18 protein-coding genes and 1 pseudogene are annotated in these 17,211 nt (G+C 66.7%); 12 read left to right on the top strand and 7 right to left on the bottom strand.

The window, feature by feature from the left end:
- The first annotated feature begins 79 nt into the window (after positions 1–79).
- Positions 80–559: a hypothetical protein gene (locus NWF34_RS07700; RefSeq protein ID WP_258324596.1), complete on the top strand. Its 480-nt coding sequence runs from the start codon at positions 80–82 to the stop codon at positions 557–559.
- A 307-nt stretch (positions 560–866) separates the two neighbouring features.
- Here NWF34_RS07700 and NWF34_RS07695 read toward each other — a convergent pair whose 3' ends face one another.
- Positions 867–1,931: an LLM class F420-dependent oxidoreductase gene (locus NWF34_RS07695; RefSeq protein WP_258324595.1), complete on the bottom strand. Its 1,065-nt coding sequence runs from the start codon at positions 1,929–1,931 to the stop codon at positions 867–869.
- A 194-nt stretch (positions 1,932–2,125) separates the two neighbouring features.
- Between NWF34_RS07695 and NWF34_RS07690 the strand changes: the two genes are divergently transcribed.
- The 5 genes and pseudogenes from NWF34_RS07690 (at position 2,126) to menE (ending at position 5,691) form a co-directional block, all read left to right on the top strand.
- Complete coding sequence (locus NWF34_RS07690) at positions 2,126–3,373, top strand: inorganic phosphate transporter (protein WP_258324594.1); 1,248 nt, start codon at positions 2,126–2,128, stop codon at positions 3,371–3,373.
- 50 nt (positions 3,374–3,423) lie between these two features.
- Complete coding sequence (locus NWF34_RS07685) at positions 3,424–3,702, top strand: hypothetical protein (RefSeq protein ID WP_258324593.1); 279 nt, start codon at positions 3,424–3,426, stop codon at positions 3,700–3,702.
- A 57-nt stretch (positions 3,703–3,759) separates the two neighbouring features.
- A complete protein-coding gene (locus NWF34_RS07680) occupies positions 3,760–4,068 on the top strand; it encodes a DUF3349 domain-containing protein (RefSeq protein WP_258324592.1) in 309 nt (102 codons plus the stop codon).
- Between the two features lie 78 nt (positions 4,069–4,146).
- A pseudogene (locus NWF34_RS07675) lies at positions 4,147–4,479 on the top strand (DUF3349 domain-containing protein); the annotation flags it as partial.
- Positions 4,480–4,596: 117 nt separating this feature from the next.
- On the top strand, positions 4,597–5,691 hold the full coding sequence (gene menE / locus NWF34_RS07670; protein ID WP_258324610.1) for an o-succinylbenzoate--CoA ligase: 1,095 nt from the start codon (positions 4,597–4,599) through the stop codon (positions 5,689–5,691).
- A 47-nt stretch (positions 5,692–5,738) separates the two neighbouring features.
- Here the strand turns inward: menE and NWF34_RS07665 are convergent, their stop codons facing one another.
- Positions 5,739–6,314: a type IV toxin-antitoxin system AbiEi family antitoxin domain-containing protein gene (locus tag NWF34_RS07665; RefSeq protein WP_258324591.1), complete on the bottom strand. Its 576-nt coding sequence runs from the start codon at positions 6,312–6,314 to the stop codon at positions 5,739–5,741.
- 136 nt (positions 6,315–6,450) lie between these two features.
- Between NWF34_RS07665 and NWF34_RS07660 the strand changes: the two genes are divergently transcribed.
- The gene (locus tag NWF34_RS07660; protein ID WP_258324590.1) at positions 6,451–7,332 is read left to right on the top strand and encodes a 1,4-dihydroxy-2-naphthoate polyprenyltransferase; all 882 of its coding nucleotides are present in this window, start codon (positions 6,451–6,453) and stop codon (positions 7,330–7,332) included.
- Positions 7,333–7,338: 6 nt separating this feature from the next.
- On the opposite strand, the gene NWF34_RS07655 is transcribed toward NWF34_RS07660, so the two are convergent.
- The gene (locus NWF34_RS07655) at positions 7,339–8,043 is read right to left on the bottom strand and encodes a helix-turn-helix domain-containing protein (RefSeq protein ID WP_258324589.1); all 705 of its coding nucleotides are present in this window, start codon (positions 8,041–8,043) and stop codon (positions 7,339–7,341) included.
- Positions 8,044–8,178: 135 nt separating this feature from the next.
- Between NWF34_RS07655 and NWF34_RS07650 the strand changes: the two genes are divergently transcribed.
- The 5 genes from NWF34_RS07650 to NWF34_RS07630 are packed head-to-tail and all read left to right on the top strand — an operon-like array spanning position 8,179 to position 12,544.
- The gene (locus tag NWF34_RS07650; protein WP_258324588.1) at positions 8,179–9,171 is read left to right on the top strand and encodes a hypothetical protein; all 993 of its coding nucleotides are present in this window, start codon (positions 8,179–8,181) and stop codon (positions 9,169–9,171) included.
- Positions 9,168–9,527, top strand: a complete 360-nt coding sequence (locus NWF34_RS07645; protein WP_258324587.1) for an MmoB/DmpM family protein — start codon at positions 9,168–9,170, stop codon at positions 9,525–9,527. Before NWF34_RS07650 ends, NWF34_RS07645 begins: the two co-directional genes overlap by 4 nt.
- Positions 9,524–11,026, top strand: a complete 1,503-nt coding sequence (locus tag NWF34_RS07640) for a methane monooxygenase (protein WP_258324586.1) — start codon at positions 9,524–9,526, stop codon at positions 11,024–11,026. Before NWF34_RS07645 ends, NWF34_RS07640 begins: the two co-directional genes overlap by 4 nt.
- The gene (locus NWF34_RS07635; RefSeq protein ID WP_258324585.1) at positions 11,023–12,072 is read left to right on the top strand and encodes a 2Fe-2S iron-sulfur cluster-binding protein; all 1,050 of its coding nucleotides are present in this window, start codon (positions 11,023–11,025) and stop codon (positions 12,070–12,072) included. The genes NWF34_RS07640 and NWF34_RS07635 overlap by 4 nt, the downstream gene beginning before the upstream one ends.
- 52 nt (positions 12,073–12,124) lie before the next feature.
- Positions 12,125–12,544 (top strand): rhodanese-like domain-containing protein, encoded by a 420-nt coding sequence (locus tag NWF34_RS07630; RefSeq protein ID WP_258324584.1) that lies wholly within the window; start codon positions 12,125–12,127, stop codon positions 12,542–12,544.
- A 54-nt stretch (positions 12,545–12,598) separates the two neighbouring features.
- On the opposite strand, the gene NWF34_RS07625 is transcribed toward NWF34_RS07630, so the two are convergent.
- The 4 genes from NWF34_RS07625 to NWF34_RS07610 form a co-directional block, all read right to left on the bottom strand.
- A complete protein-coding gene (locus tag NWF34_RS07625; protein WP_258324583.1) occupies positions 12,599–13,525 on the bottom strand; it encodes a Clp protease N-terminal domain-containing protein in 927 nt (308 codons plus the stop codon).
- A complete protein-coding gene (locus tag NWF34_RS07620; RefSeq protein WP_258324582.1) occupies positions 13,503–13,799 on the bottom strand; it encodes a helix-turn-helix domain-containing protein in 297 nt (98 codons plus the stop codon). Before NWF34_RS07620 ends, NWF34_RS07625 begins: the two co-directional genes overlap by 23 nt.
- 139 nt (positions 13,800–13,938) lie before the next feature.
- Positions 13,939–16,506, bottom strand: a complete 2,568-nt coding sequence (locus NWF34_RS07615) for an FtsX-like permease family protein (protein WP_258324581.1) — start codon at positions 16,504–16,506, stop codon at positions 13,939–13,941.
- Positions 16,503–17,195, bottom strand: a complete 693-nt coding sequence (locus tag NWF34_RS07610) for an ABC transporter ATP-binding protein (protein ID WP_258324580.1) — start codon at positions 17,193–17,195, stop codon at positions 16,503–16,505. Before NWF34_RS07610 ends, NWF34_RS07615 begins: the two co-directional genes overlap by 4 nt.
- Positions 17,196–17,211: the final 16 nt, after the last annotated feature.

Genomic DNA, 17,211 nt, shown 5'->3' with positions numbered 1-17,211 from the left:
CGGAACTCATGGCGCGTGCCGACCGTCTGATCCCCCCGGCCTGCGAAGCGGCGCCATCACCGAGATCCCGTCTCGATGAATGCACGAAAACAAATCAGCAAATCGGGACTCCTCGAAGAAGTACCCGAATCGCGAGAAAGACGTGGAGCGAATGGGCGTGATTCCGGGAAACAGCGGCGTCGCGACACAATTCATCGCCAACGGATTCAACATGCCGAAATTCAACACGGTGAAGTTCAACGCCCTGCCTCACCACTCACCATGCGCCGTCCTCGTCACGTCCGACTGCTGTCACCTGTACGCCAGAACCGGCCGTAACCACACCGGCTCTCCGGTTCCGTCGGCACCGTCTTCTCCAGCGACCGCCCGACCCGGGACGTCATCGCCGATTTCGTTCTCCGGTGGCATTGTCCGAGCTTACGACCACCGGAATGACAACGGTCACACCAGTGCGTCCTGGACGAATGCCGTTCTGCGCCGCGCGGATACCCAAGAGCCTATGGGACGGCTTGACGCCTCACAACTCGGGGGCATCCGTATCGAATCGGCGACCGGTTGAATAACGCCGAATTCATCCGTAGACAATCACGGAACAGCAGGAAATGGATTTGGCCATTTCGCTCAATTCACTGTCTCGTATGCGTCGCGAACTGTTGCGAAAATCGGGCAGGCATCTGTCGTCCACACGAAAGACCTCGCGCCACGGACACTTCGACGGCCGCCGGAGCCGGCCCTCGAATCGAGAGCGCTTCGACGGCCGGCGCAGAATACCGACGTTCCGCATTCGCCGCGGAATCCGGGCGCCCACTCTCTTCGCGCCAGATCGGCGTCGAACAGAAATGCGCGCCCGGTTCGGCGCGCGAGGATCAGCCGTTGAAGATGTCGCGCAGCGCCGCGACCTCGGCGACCCGCTCGGAGTGGGTCGGCGCGGTGGGTGAGGCGAGGATGCAGGTGACTCCCGCCTCACGGAACGCGGCCACGCGCTCGGCGACCTCGGCCTTGGAACCGATGAGCGACATGCCGCTCACGAGCTCGTCGGGAACGGCCGCCGCAGCCTCGACCTTCTTGCCGTCGAGATAGAGGTCCTGGATGAGCTTCGCCTCGTCGGCATAGCCGTACCGGATGGCCAGCTGGTTGTAGAAGTTCTTGCCGCGGGCACCCATGCCGCCGATGTAGAGCGCGGCATGATGGCGGACGAGCTCCTTCGAGTTGCTGATCTGCTCCGGGTCGTCGGAGATCCGGGCGGTGGCCTGTACGACGATACCCAGGTCACCCAGCGACGGGTCACGCTTGGCCTTGCCGGCGGCGAGGGACTCGCCGAACGCGGCGTCGATGTGCTCCGGGTGGAACAGGATCGGCTGCAGCTCGTCGAACATCTCCGCGGCCAGCTCGATGTTCTTGGGGCCGATGGCGGCCAGCAGGAGCGGGATGTTGTCGCGGACCGGGTGGTTGATGATCTTGAGCGACTTGCCGAGACCGGAACCGCCGTGCGCCTCGTCGAGCGGCAGAGTGTAGTGCTTGCCCTGGTAGTTGAGCTTCTCGCGACGCCACACCATGCGGCAGATCTCGGCGTGCTCACGGGCCCGGCCCAGCGGGTAGTCGTACTTCACGCCGTGGAAGCCCTCGATGACCTGCGGTCCGGAGGCACCGATGCCGAGCACCGCACGGCCGCCGCTGATGTAGTCCAGACCGGCCGCGGTCATCGCGAGATTGGTCGGGGTCCGCGAGTACATCGGCAGGATCGCGGTCTGCAGTTCCATCTTCTCGGTCTTCGCGGCGATGAAGCCGAGCTGGGAGACCGCGTCGAAGCTGTAGGCCTCCGGGACCGCGATCCGTTCCACGCCTGCGGCCTCGAAGTCGGCGAGATTGTTGATGGTCTCCCGGAAGTCGCCTGCGTAGTTGATCGGCATGCCCAGCTTCATCGATGTCATGGCGTCGGATTCTTCCACAGCGACCGCCGGTTCGACCATGGTCGCCGAGCGTTCGTTCGCAACCGAAAGCGATACGCGTCACACCTGCGCGGAACTGCGATGACGTAGCCGACACGCCGACGACACGGTGAATCCCGACCGAACAGTGCCGGAACGTTTAGGAAATTCGAAGCCGAGCCCTCATCATGAAAAGCATGAGCGGCGAAATGCTGATCCTGGTGCTGTTGGTGATCACGGCCCTCGGCTTCGATTTCACCAACGGCTTCCATGACACCGGCAACGCCATGGCAACCTCGATCGCCACCGGCGCACTGAAACCGAAAGTCGCCGTCGGACTCTCCGCGATCCTCAATCTCGTCGGCGCGTTCCTCTCGGTCGAGGTCGCCGCCACCATCACCAAAGACGTCCTGAACATCCAGCAGACCTCCGGAGCCGACGCCGGCGAGGTCGTCGCCGGCCTCACTCCCGCGACCGCGCTGTTGATCATCTTCGCCGGACTCATCGGCGGCATCCTCTGGAACCTCTTCACCTGGCTCTTCGGCCTCCCGTCGAGTTCCTCGCACGCTCTGTTCGGCGGGCTCATCGGTTCCGGGATCGCGGCCATCGGCCTGTCCGGCGTGAACTGGCACGGTGTGTTCGGCAAGATCATCGTGCCCGCTCTGCTCGCCCCGGTGATCGCCTGTGTCGTCGCCGCGTGCGGGACCTGGCTCGTCTTCACCATCACGCGTCATCTCGCCGAGAGCCGCAAGGAACAGGGCTTCCGGTACGGCCAGATCGCCAGCGCCTCACTGGTCTCCCTCGCGCACGGCACCGGAGACGCCCAGAAGACCATGGGTGTGATCGCGATGGCCCTGATCGTCACCGGACACCTCGACGCCTCGACCGTGAGTCACGGCCTGCCGCTCTGGGTCGTGGCGAGTTGCGCCGCCGCCATCGCGATCGGAACCTACCTCGGTGGCTGGCGCATCATCCGCACCCTCGGAAAAGGCCTGGTGGAGATCAGCTCCCCGCAGGGCATGGCCGCCGAGGCCTCGTCGGCCGCGATCATCCTGACCTCCAGCGCGGCCGGGATGGCGCTGTCCACCACGCAGGTCGCCACCGGTTCGATCCTCGGCTCCGGCATCGGCAAGCGCGGCGCGCAGGTCCGCTGGGCTGTCGCCGGCCGGATGGCTGTCGCATGGCTCACCACCCTGCCTGCTGCCGGACTCGTCGGCGCGGCGTCGTTCTACATCGCTCACCTACTCGGCGATGTGGCGGGAGCGGTCGCGATCTTCGGTCTGCTTGTCGCCGGGTCCGCCTACATGTACTGGCGCGCCCAGCAGAACAAGGTCGACGCCGGCAACGTCAACGACGACTGGGACGAGACCACCGGATCGGTGCTGCCCGCCGATCTGCCGACCGATCCCGGGACGACCCCCGACACCCCCGCTCGGTCCGCCTGACGACCGGCTCCACCGACCACCACGCGCGCACACGAAAGGATCCAGCTGAGATGGACATCGTCGAGGCGATCGGCAAGGTGCTGTTCATCGGCCTGCTCTTCGGCGCCGGGCTGCCCGCCTTGTTCGCGGTCGGCCTGCGATTGCATGAGCAGGGTTCCGACGACGTCGTCGACGGGTCGGTCGTCACGGGCAGCCCAGCGATGCGTGTGCTCAGCTATGTGATCTTCGCCGTCGTCGCGCTCGTCATCATCACCGCGCTGCTCTGGATCACCCGCCAGACCATCTACTTCCATACGGGCATCAAGCTCTTCCCATTTGGTTACAAGTGACGCCCACCTGGGTAAACCGTGGCCACAGACGTGCAAGAGCCGGAGACGCGATCAACCATGACCACTGAAATCCCCCTCTTCGAATCCGTGATCAACTGGATTCGCAAGGGCTATCCCCAAGGTGTCTCGCGCACCGACTTCCCGCCTCTGATGGCGCTTCTCACGCGTGTGCTGACCGACGAGGAGGTCACCGCCGTGGCGGTCCAACTCGTCAAGGAGTACGGACCCCGGGAGCCGGTGACCGAGGAGCAGATCGCCGCGGCCATCGAGCGGGTCATCAGCGAACCACCCACGCCTGAGGAGGTCGACCAGGTCGCGGGCCGTCTCGCCACCGTCGGCTGGCCGCTCGTGTCCAGCCGGCCCTGACCGGGTGACCGTCGGCAGACGAGAAGTGCCGGCGTCTGCGCCGAGACCTACAATCACGCGTGCTGTGGTGCAGCACGCGTGATCGCATCGAGAGGCGCATCCGCGTCCCGGGCAGGAGAGGGGGTGAGGAGTGTGGATCATCCACCGTTGCTCTACCGCATCATCGAATGGCTGCGTGCCGGATATCCCGACGGGGTGCCGCAGGGCGACTACATCCCACTCGTCGCCCTCCTGCGTCGCCAGCTCAGCGAGGACGAGGTGCAGGAGGTGTCGTCGCGGCTGATCCGGCAGTCGCCGCCGCCCGAGCCGATCTCCAGGATCGACACCGCGGTCGCGATCACCAAGGTCACCCACGAACTGGCACACGAGGACGACATCGCTCGCGTGCGCCGTCGCCTGGAGTCATGCGGCTGGCCGTTCGACGCCCCCAGCCCGGACAACTCGGATCCGAAACCGGGAGCGGCCCGGAAAACACTTCGTGCCCTTCGACTCCCCGCCCGACCAGAGGTCGTCGCCCGGCGCGATGACCTGCTCGCCGTGCTCGACGGTTCGACCGCGATCGTGCCCACCTCCGACGACGCCCGGGAGACAGCGCTTCTCCGGGCCGCCCTCGCCGTGGGTGAGCCGATCGCCGACGAGGTCTCGCTGGTGGTCTCCACCTCGGGTTCGACCGGTGTCCCCAAGGGTGCACAACACACTCCGGCGACGCTGTCTGCATCGGCGCGGGCGACCGCCGATCGCCTCGGCGGCCCGGGCAACTGGCTCCTCGCCCTCGCCCCGCATCACATCGCGGGACTGCAGGTCCTGTTGCGCGCCTTCGCCTCCGGATTCACACCCACCGTGCTCGATCTGGCCGCGGGCTTCGACGCCGAGGGTTTCGCCGATGCTCTGGACCGGCTCGACGGGCCGCGCCGCTACACGTCACTCGTGCCGACGCAGCTGATCAAGGTCCTCGACTCGCCGCGTGCCACCGCCGCGCTCCGCTCCGCCGACGGGTTGCTCGTCGGCGGTGCGGCGACCCCCGCTCCCCTGTTGCGCCGCGCCGTCGACGCGGGACTCCCCATCGTCCGCACCTACGGGATGAGCGAGACCGCCGGTGGTTGCGTCTACGACGGCGTTCCGCTCGACGGCGTGGTGATCCGCATCGATGAGCCGTCGCCGGACGGTGTAGGGCGCGTCGTCCTCGGTGGTCCGACGGTGGCGCACGGGTACCGCAACCTGCCGGATCATCCCGCTTTCGCCGAGGCCGGCTGGTTCCGCACCGATGACCTCGGACGCCTCGACGACGGTGTCCTGTCGATCGTCGGGCGCGCCGACGAGGCGATCCTCACCGGCGGACTCACCGTGGTGCCGCAGGTCGTCGAGGCGGTGATCGCCGAGGACCCGACGGTCGCCGAATGCGTGGTCGTCGGACTCCCCGACGACCGTCTCGGCGAGAAGGTCGTCGCGGTGGTCGTTGCACGACGCGGAGATCCGGTCGACGTCAACCGGATTCGCGGGTCGGTCGCCGAGCGACTCGGCCGGTACGCGGCGCCGCGGGAGGTCATCGAGGTCGACGAGCTGCCGCTGCGCGGACCGGGCAAACCTGACCGGCGCGCGCTGCGGCGTCGTTTCTCGCGGTAGGTGTCGCGTATGGTGGCGGGCTGCAACACGATTCGCGACATCTGCAGTCAGGCCGCGACGTTCAGCGCCTGACGGATCGACGACGCGACGTAGTCGGCCCGTTCCGTCAGGTCGGCCCAGGTGGAGTTGAGAACGGTCCAGCCGGTGGTCCGACGCTGCTGCAGGACCGAGTCGATGACCTCGGCACCGAGTTCGACGCCCCCTTCGAGTGCCGACAGCGCGATCCCCGTGACCCGCAGGTCGCCGCGGATGAGGACATCCGCATCAGCGAGGGACCGGTTGAGAATCCGTACCCCCTTCACCGGTGGACCGTGCCGTCCGCGAGGAGCGGTGACGGTGATCGTCTCGGGCCGGTCGTCGACGATGCCGTGCCACCAGGCCGCCACCGATCCCGACAGGATCGCCGACGGACCGACCGAGAGCGTCGCGATCCGTGTGGTGGTCCGATCGGTGACGGGATGGTCCGCGAGCCGATACAGCCGAGGCCCCACACGCACCCAGTCGCCGATGGCCACCCGGCGGTACACCGCCGAGCGATCCAATCCGTGCTCACGTGCTTCGGCAGCGGTGACGACACCGTCGTGTTCGAGGGCGACTGCCCGCAGTTTCGGTGGAGTATGCACCTTTTTCAGACGTATCCACAGGTGGATGCGGTTCCGGCCGTATGCGGCCGAATGCAGATGTCGCGTGTCGTGGCGGACGGCGCAACGATCCGCGACACCTGGCGGCGGACTTCCGGTGTCGTGGCAGGATCGATCCGTGGCAACCGCATCGCAGTGGATTCAGGGCGCACGCCCCCGGACTCTCCCCAATGCCGTGGCCCCGGTGGTGGCCGGTGTCGGAGCGGCGCTGCACGGGACCTCGGGGTGGGGCGGGATCTCGTGGTGGAAGGCCGTACTCGCGCTGGTCGTGGCGGTGGCGTTCATCATCGGCGTCAATTTCGCGAACGACTACTCCGACGGCGTGCGCGGCACCGACGACGACCGTGTCGGTCCGTTGCGCCTCGTCGGCTCGGGGCTGGCGTCACCGGGTTCGGTGAAGGCGGCGGCGTTCATCTGCTTCGGCATCGGCGCGGTGTGCGGTCTCGTCCTGGCGATCGCGACGGCCTGGTGGCTGGTCGTGGTGGGCGCAGTCTGCATCGCGGGTGCCTGGTTCTACACCGGCGGCAAACGCCCCTACGGTTACGCCGGTTGGGGCGAGGTCGCGGTGTTCGTGTTCTTCGGCCTGGTCGCGGTCCTCGGAACGCAGTTCGTGACGTCGGACCGGGTCGACCTCGTCGGCCTGGCCTGCGCGGTGGGCGTCGGCGCGGTCTCCAGCAGCGTGCTGGTCGTCAACAACCTGCGCGACATCCCCACCGACACCGAGAGCGGCAAGATCACCCTCGCCGTCCGACTCGGCGACGCCCGCACCCGAATCCTGTTCGCCGTACTGCTGCTGACCCCGCTCGTGATGAGCGCGGCGCTGGCCTTCGCGACCCCGTGGGCGTTAGTCGGACTGCTGACGTTCCCGCTGCTGTGGCAGGCGTACACGCCGGTCCGCACCGGCGCGCAGGGCCCGGGACTCATCCCGTCGATCGGGACCACCGGCAAGGCGATGCTCGGCTGGGCCGTCGTCACCGCGGTGGCGTTGGCGCTGACCTGATTCTCTTCACGCCGAAGGGAGTTCGCGCTTCTCGGCATTCTCCGCGACCGTTGACGCGAACATGCTCAGCGCGAACCACTTCGGGAACGCTCGGGTCACCGATCTCACCCCGTCGAGCGTGATCGCACCCGTGGTCAGCGCGTCGTCGAGCGTGCGATGGCCGTACCAGACCTCATGCCAAGTGGTGCCGCTTCCCGTCACCGTGACCGTCACGTCGTACCCCGGGTCGTGCAGGCACACCGACGCCTCAGTGCCGGTGAGGACCAGCCAGCCACGGCGGACATTGCCGTCGGTGAAATCGAAACGAATGGTCGTGCGACCCTCGGGGAGATGACGTGGGCGCACCCCGGAACGCATACGCCACAGCAGCATCGCGTTGTCTACCTGATCCGGTCGTGGTTCGGGGAACCACCATTTGACCGTCCATCCGCCGATGGCCTCGATCACTGGCAAGAGATCCTCCCCGGCCTCGGTCAGCCGGTACTCGTGGGACAGTCCGGTGGGCGACTGAACCTGCGCGATGACCCCGAGGCGCTGCAGTTGACGCAGACGTGAGGCGAGAACGCTACGCGACAGGCCTGGTAGGCCGCGCAGGATCGTGTTGAAGTTGTGAGAACCGACCATCACCTCACGGACGATGAGAAGACTCCAGCGATCGGCCAGGAGATTGACGCCGATCGACACCGGACAGTACTCAGGAGCAGCGGACATGACGGGAACGGTACGTCGCGTGCAGTTCGAATCCAGTACTAGAACAGTTCTGATTTAAAACTATCCGCCGCCGAGATCGTCGGGTTCTCTGATGGGCATCGAGCCCACCCTTCCCAGTCATCCCGAGGACGATTCATGGCTGCCCCAGATCTGACCGCATACGAAGAGCTGACCGTCGATCAGCAGATCGGCCCCGACGACACCGACGCCGTCCAGGGCTGGCCGCTGATGTTCCCCGATGGGAGCGCTCCACTCAGTCCAGACTCCACGACGGTGAAATCCAGTGACTGGTCCGGATTCCGCGACCCCAACCGCGTCATCTACGTCGACTGGGTCGTCGATGTGCACCGGGTCGAGAGCACCCTCGTCGCCGAGACCGCACGCCTGCGAGCCGAGAACGCCGTCGACCGGATCGCCCCGGATTGGCTGAACGACGGGATCGGTCGCGACCTCATCGTCCTACCGTTCGTCGACCGGGCGTATTTCCGTGTCCTCAGCCGCGCGCAGCGACTCGCCCTGTCGGACACCATCACCCTCCCCCTCGTCTTCGAGTCCGCCGACAAGCTCCGGCACGTCGAACACGCAGCAGCACTGCGTGTGGAGGTCGAGAACGCCGGCGCACCCGATATCTTCGCCGACGTCCACGATCTGTGGCTCAACACCGAGCACTGGCGACCGCTGCGCGAGACCGTCGAGCTACTCCTCGCCACAGAGGACTGGGTCGAGGCGGTGGTCGCCGTCAACCTGGTCCTCGAGCCACTCGTCGGACAGTTCCTCCGATCGGAATACCTACTGCCGGTGGCGGAACGGAACAACGACCCATTCACTCCACTGATCGTGAACGCATGGACCGCTGACACCAGGAGGGCGGCCACCTGGACCCGCGAACTCACGGACCACCTCGGCGCCGACCCCACACACGGACCGGCGAACCGAGATCTGCTGCGCAGGTGGATCAGTGAATGGACCGAGCGCGCGCGGGCCGCCGTCGACGCCCTGACGGTCCTGCTCGTCGACGCACCGGGTGGCGGCGTCGACCCAGAACGCGCCTGGCAGAACGTGATCGCCGAATCCGACGGCGCGATCACGATCGCATGGACCCTTCCCGCTTCAGGAGGACATCGATGAGTGCTCGCACCGTACCGAAACCTGCCCAACGAGGCGTCGGGATCAGTCTGATCGCCGGTGACGAGACAGCCGCCATCGTCGAGCAACTGCAACTGACGCAACCGTCGGTCAACATCACCGACCGCGGCGTGTACCTGAAAGCCGATGCGGCCGATGAGATCGTCATCGATCTCACCGATCTCTCAACACGGCTCGCGCGACCGATCGAGGTCGAAGACGTCCTCATCGTGGTCGCGAGCTACTTCGGCGAGATCACACCCCAGCGCGGGACCACGCCGGGTACGGGCTTCCTCATCCTCCGAGCCGACGACACCGTCGATCCCGTCGACACCGAATCAGGAGATCGCATTCGATGACCGCTCCGTCCACACGCATCCACGATCTGACCAAGGACTACACCTGGACTTCGCAGACCGCACCACCGGCGGCGGTGTTTCCTACGAAGTACACCATTCCCGAACGGGGTCGCGACCCGTTCAAGCTGCTCATGCGCGACTATGCGCGCATGGAGGTCGAGAAGGACAACCGCGTCCACCACGCGCTGGACAAGGCGACACAGCTTCGTACCAGCGAGAACATCGAGCCACGGTGGGTCGAGGGACTCAAACTCGTCCTGCCGGTGACCGCGGAGGCCGAGTACCAGGCGATGAAAGGCGCCGGGTTGTTGATCTCGTCGATCAACAACCCCGAACTGCAGCAGGGGTACTCGGCACAAGCCCTCGACGAGGCCCGGCATCTCCAACTGGTCGGTGCACTTCGCCGGCACTACACGTCGACTGTTCCCGATCCGCACGGCCTCCAGTACGGGTCGCGGGCGCTGTCACGCCATCCGGTCGGATCGGTGGCGCGCGCCGCGTTCGCCCCGAACTCGGTCAACGACCCCATCGATGCAGTCATCGCACTCAATGTCGTACTGGAGACGGCCTACACCAATCCGTTGACTGTGGCCATCCCGCAGGTCGCCGCGGCGAACGGCGACGACGCGTACGCGTCTGCGTACCTCTCGATCCAATCCGACGAGGTCCGGCACATGGCAAACGGGCACGGCACGCTGCGCGCAGTCGCCGAGATCCCCGAGAACATCCCACTCGTCCAGGGATCACTCGACCGCGCATTCTGGCACCAGCACCAGGGCGGTGACACTCTCGTGGGAGTCGCATCGGAATACTTTGTGCGGCAACGACCGTGGGCGTATCGGGATGCATGGGAGGAGTGGGTGGTCGACGACTTCATCGGCTCCTTCTCCAGGAGGTTCGGTCCGTTCGGCCTCAAGGAACCCGCACGGCTCACCGACGTCGCCCGCGGGCTCGACTCGCAGCATCATGCCGTCGCCACCGGACTGGCCGCATTGTGGCCGCTCAATTTCTTCCGCATCGATCCGCTGGACGAATCCGACTTCGCCTGGTTCGAGGCGAACTACCCGGGGTGGTCGCAGGTGTACAAGCCGCTCTGGGAGGCCTTCGCCGCGCTGTCCGATCCGGCCGGCGGTCACCTTCTGCTGCAGGAACTCCCGGCTGTGCCGCCGTTCTGCCAGGTGTGCCAGTTGCCGTGCATCGTTCCCCGTTTCGAGGACCCCGAGTTCCGGATCGTCGAGTGGGGAGGCCAGAAGTTCGCCGTCTGCTGCGACGGTTGCGAGGTCAACTTCTCGTGGAACCCGGTGTCTTATGCGTCCTTCGGGACGTTCTGGGGTCGCTATCACGGTTGGGATCTCGCCGACGTCATCCTCGACCTCGGGTTCATCCGGCCCGATGGCAAGACACTCGTCGCGCAACCACACCTGCGTGAGGACCGGTTGTGGACCATCGACCACATCCGCGATCTGAAGATCACCGTCCAGGACCCGCTCGCGGCATGACCGAGGCCCTGACGGCCGGTACCGTCACCATCGATCCCTTCGGAGTGGACATTTCGGTCAATCCTGAAGAGCGGTTACTCGACGCCATTCTGCGCGCCGGACGCTACGTACCGTTCGGGTGCAATCACGGCGGGTGTGGGACCTGTGCCGTCCCTGTCGTTTCCGGGCGGGTGGAGCAGGATCCTGCGACGTTGACCACACTCGACAGTCGTTCGCGGGACGAGGGCCAGGTCCTGCTCTGTTCGTCGTATCTCCGCTCTGCGGTGGCGACCGTCGACATCAGCGAGACCGGGATCACCGAGACCGAGTTCGCCGGCACCGACCAGGTGGACACCATCGTCGCGGTCGCCGAAGTGCGTGTACTGACGCCCGATCTCACGTTGCTTCGGCTCCAGCCGCCGGTGAACTGGAATCCGGTTGCGGGGCAGTTCATCCAGGTCGAGGTTCCGAATCACACCGGCTGGCGGTCGTACTCGGTCGCCTCTACCGGCGCCGCCGCGGCCCTGGACCTGTTGATCAGGCGTGTGCCGGATGGAGCGTTCAGTGACGCGCTGCCCTCACTCGCCCCGGGTGACCCACTCCGAATCCGTGGTCCGTACGGCACGTTCACCGTCCGCACGTCCCATCGCCGGAAGGTGTTCGTCGGTGGTGGAGCGGGTATCGGGCCCATACGACCGATGATCGTCGAGACGCTACTCGGACGCGACCGGTTACCCGTCGACCTCGTGCACACCGGACGTACACTTGCCGACCTCGCCTTCCACGACGAATTCATCCGCCTCGCAGACGAGTTCGATGAGTTCACCTATCATCCGGTCGTCACCGCCGATCTCGTCCGATCGGTCCGCGGAGGACGAGCCGCAATCGACGCGATTGATGCGCTGGGGATCGGAGCGGAGCTGCGTCGTACGGAGGCCTATGTGTGCGGGCCCGACAGCTTCGTGGACGTGGTGTCCGCGCACCTTCTCGACAGCGGACTCCGCGAGCGCTACCTCGCGGCGGACCGGTTCACCGCTTCAGGCGGGCCGGTGGACCCCAGCCGCTGAACTCCGTCACATCGATCATCGCGCTTCATCGCTGAAACCAGGAGAGACAACCATGTCCAGTCAGCCGACCAGCCGCACTCTGGAACTCATCTACCGCGCACAGGAGGACCTCGACCGCCTCACACCGGAAGAGGCTGCGGAGAAACTCCGCGAGGGTGTTATCTTCATCGACACCCGAACCTCGGAAGAGCAGGAGGCCGACGGCGTGATCCCCGGCGCCTACCGCGTGCCGCGCAACGCCGTCGAGGTGTTCCTCGATCCGACGCACCGCCCGCTGTTCACCGAAGAGGAGGCCGCCGAGCTTCCTCCGGTTCCGGACAACGACCAGCAGGTCATCGTCCTCTGCAACTTCGGCTTGGCGTCCAGTCTGTCCGCGGCGTCGCTTCAACGAATCGGCCTCTCCGGCGCGACCGACGTGGAGGGCGGCTTCCAGGCGTGGAAGGCCGCCGGGCCGCCAATCGAGAAGCCCTGAGACGACGGTTGCCTGCGGTCGGAACCGGCGTTCCGACCGCAGGTGACCGGGCGGTCAGACCTCGGCGTCGACCTCGGGCAGGCTCGCCCACACGGCGGCCTTGAGTTCGTCTGCGGTGGTGGCCGATTGGATCAGCGTCCGCGACGCGTCGTCGGCGGTGTCGATGATGCCGAGCAGCAGGTACTCGCCGCGGAGGTGGCGGTCGCCGCGTTCGCGGGCGATCTCGACCGCCCGGGAGAACACCGATCGGGTTTCCGACGCGAACCGCGGGCGGCTACCCCGTCCGCGCGGTCCGCGGCGTCCACGACCGGGCTCCCAGGGGCCCTCGTCACCGGCGAACGGTCCGCCCGGCCCGAACGGACCCGGACCGAAGCCGCCGGGTCCGAATCCACCCGGACCCTCGGGTCCGAAACCCGGGCCGAAACCTTCTGGGCCGAAACCTTCTGGGCCGAAACCTTCTGGGCCGAAACCTTCTGGGCCGCAATCGGGGCGGGGTCCTCGAGCACGGTGCGGACCATGACCATGTCCGTGTCCGTGCCGGCGGCCGTGTCCACGGCCTCGTCCACGACCTCCGTCGGGACGTCCCTTGCGGCCGACGCTGCGTCCGGGGCGGTCACCCCAGCCGTCGGACAGGTCCTCGCCGAAGCGTCCGCGGACCGCCTCACGCACCTTGTCGAGGTCGATCCCGATACTGCGCAGGGCTTCTCGGTCTTCCTCATACCGTTGACGGGCCGACTCGTCGTCGGTGTCCGTTGCGTCGGCCACATCGGCGTGCTCGTCGTGATACTTGCGCACCACCTCCCGCGCCGATGCCAGGGTGAGTCCCTGATCGGCCAGGATGGTGAACAGCGGACTCCGGGCATTGCAGAGCATGCCCAGGATCAGATGGTCGTTGCCCAGCCGCCGATGTCCGAGGTCGGCGGCCTCCTGCGTGGCGAAGGCCAGCAGCATCTTGTCGTCACGAGTGATTCGTTCGAACATTGTTCTCTCCTTCAGGTCCGCTCTGGCGGACCTCACGTTGTGAGTGCTTCTGATGCACGGCCTGCCGGCTGATCTGCAGTACTTCTGCGATCGACTGCCAGCTCCAGCCGTCGGCGCGAGCATTGGCGACCTGCACTTCTTCGAGCCGGTCGGCCAGCGTGCGCAGCGCCCGAACCGCCGCCAGGCCCTTCGCCGGGTCGCTGCTCGCGGCATCTCCCGCGAGGTCAGCGCCCTGAGCGCGGTCCGGCGTCTCGGTCTTCTGGTCGTCGTGCATGGTGTCAGGTTATGTTGACATCCGCCATCCGTCAAGAATTGTTGACACAACATGGGTATCGCCCCCCCAAAAAAACATTGAGGCAGTTTGATCCGCCGGCCGGATCAAACTGCCTCGAGAAATCGGGAGGGTACCGCCGCTACTCGTTCAGAATCGACTCGCTGATGTTCATCCGTGCCGCACGCACTGCCGGCAGGAACGCACCAACCAGGCACAACGCCACCGCGATCCCGACGAACAACGCGGCCGACGGACGCGGCGAGTAGATCACGGTCAACGATGTCGTCACGCTGAGGATTCGGTCGCTCAGCAGGTGCATCATCGCACCGAGGATCACGCCGACCAGGGCACCCACCACCGCGACCGCGGCGGCCTCGGCGAGCACCATGCGTGAGATGAACTTCCGGGATGCACCCATCGCGCGCAGCACCCCGAGTTCACGACGACGCTCGATCACCGACAGCAGCAGCGTGTTCAGCAACGCGATGGCCGCGGCACCGGCCACGATCCACTGAATGGCCACCGTGAACGAACCCGCCTGCTGGACCGTCGCCTGGGTCGCGGCGAGCGCCTCGGCACCGGTGTAGACGCTGATCGGTTTGTTACCGGTCGTCGGCACATCGGCGACGAGCGCCTCGAGGGACTTCTGCACCTGCTCCGGATCGGCGTCGGGTGCGGTGATCACCTGCAGATACGTGTCGCCTTCGCGACCGAACCACTCCCCCAGCTGCCGCTGCGACAGGGCGGCCACCCCGGAGTCCACGGACACGTAGTCGACGGTGTCGCGGACGACGACGTCATGCGGCCCGGTCGGCGTCGCCAGCGTCACGGTGTCACCGGTACCGACATCGAGCACGCGCGCAAGCACATTCGACAACAGGATGCCGTCACCGGCGAGCACCTGCGACACCGCCTCCGGCGTCGCCTTCCGCATGAACGGCGCTCGCGACCCGGGCTCCAGCCCCTGCACGTTCGCGCGGCTCTCGCCGATGTTGACCGCCGCCCACTGGCCGCCGACGACCTCGGTCACGCCCGGCACCTTCGCGACCTCGCCGCGGATCGACGGCGGCAGGATCGGCCCGAGCGGCAGGCTGGCCGCTGACGAGGACGAGACATAGAAGTCCGGATCTCCCAGGCCGTCCAGCGATTTCGACATCGACGACACGAGGTTGTCCAGCGCGCCGGAGGTTCCCATACCCACCGCGATCGCCACCGCGACCGTCATCAGCGTCGCCCATGCACGACGCGGCGCTCGTTCGGTGTTCACCGAGGCCAGCTGCCCCGGCCCGCGGAACCAGCGTGCGACTCGAACCACGAGCCACGTCAACGGATTCGACAGCGCGAAGCACACGAGCAGTGCGCCGACGAGAAATACGACGCCGGCGAGAATCGCGGGCCGGCCGGGCACAGTCGCCACAATGACCCAGGACGCGATCACCCCCGCAACACCCAGGATCGCGGCGATCACGACCACCGGCCCGCGACGCTTCGAGGCGTCGGACACCTCGACGGGTGCCATCGCCTCCACCGGTGACACCGCGAACACCGACCGCGCGGCCAGCGATGTGGCTGCGACACAGGCGATCACACACGCGAGGACCGCGACCACCGGCGCATACGGCGGCAGGTGATAGTTGATGACCGTGCCCACGGTGTCGGGCGGCGGATCCGGCAAACTCGCGATCACGGCGCGACCGGCGAGGATTCCGAACGGGACACCGACGACGCCGCCGACCAGACCCATCAGAGCGGCCTCGCCCAGCATGTCGCCGACCAGGTGGGATCGCTTGGCGCCCAATGCCCGGATCATCGCCAGCGAACCGCGCCGCGACGCCACCGCCATGTTCATCGTGTTGAAGACCAGGAACGCGGCGATCACCAGCGAGACCAGCGAGACCAGCAGAGTCGCGTCGCGCGTCACCGAACTCGCGACCTCGGCCTGCTTGGCGCGGAAGTCCGGATCGACCACCACCGCACGGCCGCCGACGATCTCCTCGACCTGCGATCGCACCGACCCGACGTCGATCCCCGGCTCGGTGACGATGAGGATCGAATCGAGCCGACCCTCCAGACCGACGAGTCGCTGCGCGAGGTCGAGGTAGGCGAACATGAAGCGGCCGTTGTTGAGTCCGGCCGCCTCCTCGTTGTCGACCACTTCCAGGACCTCGACGTCGACGCCGTTGACGGTCAGCTTCTGACCGACCTCGAGACCGAGTCCCGGTCCGACGAACACCCCGGATCGCAGCCGGTCGAAGTCGATCGTCCCGGAGTTCTCCTGTCGGACGGCGGAACGCAGACTCCCCGACAGCGAGGTCACCCGCTGATCCGAGCCGATGAGCGGGATCGACGAATCATCGACCACAACCGACCCGCGGATCATCGGGACGACGGCCTTCGCACCGTCGACCTCGCGGCGGATCTGACCGGCCAGCGACTGGTCGACGCCGCTGTCGGCGATCGCCGCGACCTCGAGATCGGCCGAACCGGAGATCGCATTGTTGAACGCGCGCACCGACTCCGACGTCGAACCGAAGGTCCCCAGGACCGCGACGAGCAGGGCCGACGAGACGATCACCACCGCGAGCGAGGTGAACAACCGCAGCCGGTGGGTGCGGATCTCCCGAATGTTGAGCAAACGGATACGGGTGAAGCCCGCGAGAAGGGCTTCGACACGCCGTGGCTGCCCAACCGGCGGGGTGTCGCTCACTCCGCGATCTTTCCGTCGCGCACCGTGATCGTGGTGTCGGCGAACGCGGCTGCCTTCGGGTCATGGGTCACCATGACCACCAGCCGGTCCGGCGCGGCGTGCGCGACGTCGGCGAGCAACTGCAGCACCGATTCCCCGGTCTTGGAGTCGAGGTTTCCGGTGGGTTCGTCGGCGAGCAGGATCGTCGGGTCCATGATCAGCGACCGCGCGATGGCGACGCGCTGCATCTGTCCGCCCGACAACTCCGACGGCCGATGGTCGACCCGGTCGCCGAGTCCGACCTGCTCGAGGAGTTCGACGGCGCGCGGCTTCGCCTTGCGCAGCGACTGGTTGTCGAGCAGTCGTGGCAGCGCGACGTTCTCCCACGCCGACATGGTCGGGACGAGATTGAAGAACTGGAAGACGAATCCGACGCGATGACGCCGGAAGGCCGACGCGGCGGCGTCGTCGAGTGAGCCGAGATCGACTCCGTCGATGGAGATCCGGCCCGATGTCGGCGTGTCGAGAGCGCCGAGGATGTGCAGCAGCGTGGACTTGCCCGCGCCGGAGGGGCCGACGATGGACGCGAACTGCCCTCCGTCGATGTTCAGATTCAGTCCGTCGAGGGCGCGGACACGTTCCTCACCCATCTGGTACTCACGCACCAGGTCGACGGCCTCGACGAGTGGACGCACGGTTTCGGTCGGCACCCCCGGATGGTAGCCC

Source organism: Gordonia sp. GONU, assembly GCF_024733855.1.
Classification (GTDB): Bacteria; Actinomycetota; Actinomycetes; order Mycobacteriales; family Mycobacteriaceae; genus Gordonia; species Gordonia amicalis.
The sequence above is the reverse complement of the archived record's forward strand: the minus strand, read 5'-3'. Positions and strand labels throughout refer to the sequence as shown.

Bases quoted from the DNA above. Each gene is read 5' to 3' on its own strand.
- NWF34_RS07700 (WP_258324596.1), top strand. From the start codon at position 80: ATGCACGAAAACAAATCAGCAAATCGGGACTCCTCGAAGAAGTACCCG.
- NWF34_RS07695 (WP_258324595.1), bottom strand. From the start codon at position 1,931: ATGACATCGATGAAGCTGGGCATGCCGATCAACTACGCAGGCGACTTC.
- NWF34_RS07690 (WP_258324594.1), top strand. From the start codon at position 2,126: ATGAGCGGCGAAATGCTGATCCTGGTGCTGTTGGTGATCACGGCCCTC.
- NWF34_RS07685 (WP_258324593.1), top strand. From the start codon at position 3,424: ATGGACATCGTCGAGGCGATCGGCAAGGTGCTGTTCATCGGCCTGCTC.
- NWF34_RS07680 (WP_258324592.1), top strand. From the start codon at position 3,760: ATGACCACTGAAATCCCCCTCTTCGAATCCGTGATCAACTGGATTCGC.
- NWF34_RS07655 (WP_258324589.1), bottom strand. From the start codon at position 8,043: ATGTCCGCTGCTCCTGAGTACTGTCCGGTGTCGATCGGCGTCAATCTC.
- NWF34_RS07650 (WP_258324588.1), top strand. From the start codon at position 8,179: ATGGCTGCCCCAGATCTGACCGCATACGAAGAGCTGACCGTCGATCAG.
- NWF34_RS07645 (WP_258324587.1), top strand. From the start codon at position 9,168: ATGAGTGCTCGCACCGTACCGAAACCTGCCCAACGAGGCGTCGGGATC.
- NWF34_RS07640 (WP_258324586.1), top strand. From the start codon at position 9,524: ATGACCGCTCCGTCCACACGCATCCACGATCTGACCAAGGACTACACC.
- NWF34_RS07635 (WP_258324585.1), top strand. From the start codon at position 11,023: ATGACCGAGGCCCTGACGGCCGGTACCGTCACCATCGATCCCTTCGGA.
- NWF34_RS07630 (WP_258324584.1), top strand. From the start codon at position 12,125: ATGTCCAGTCAGCCGACCAGCCGCACTCTGGAACTCATCTACCGCGCA.
- NWF34_RS07625 (WP_258324583.1), bottom strand. From the start codon at position 13,525: ATGTTCGAACGAATCACTCGTGACGACAAGATGCTGCTGGCCTTCGCC.
- NWF34_RS07620 (WP_258324582.1), bottom strand. From the start codon at position 13,799: ATGCACGACGACCAGAAGACCGAGACGCCGGACCGCGCTCAGGGCGCT.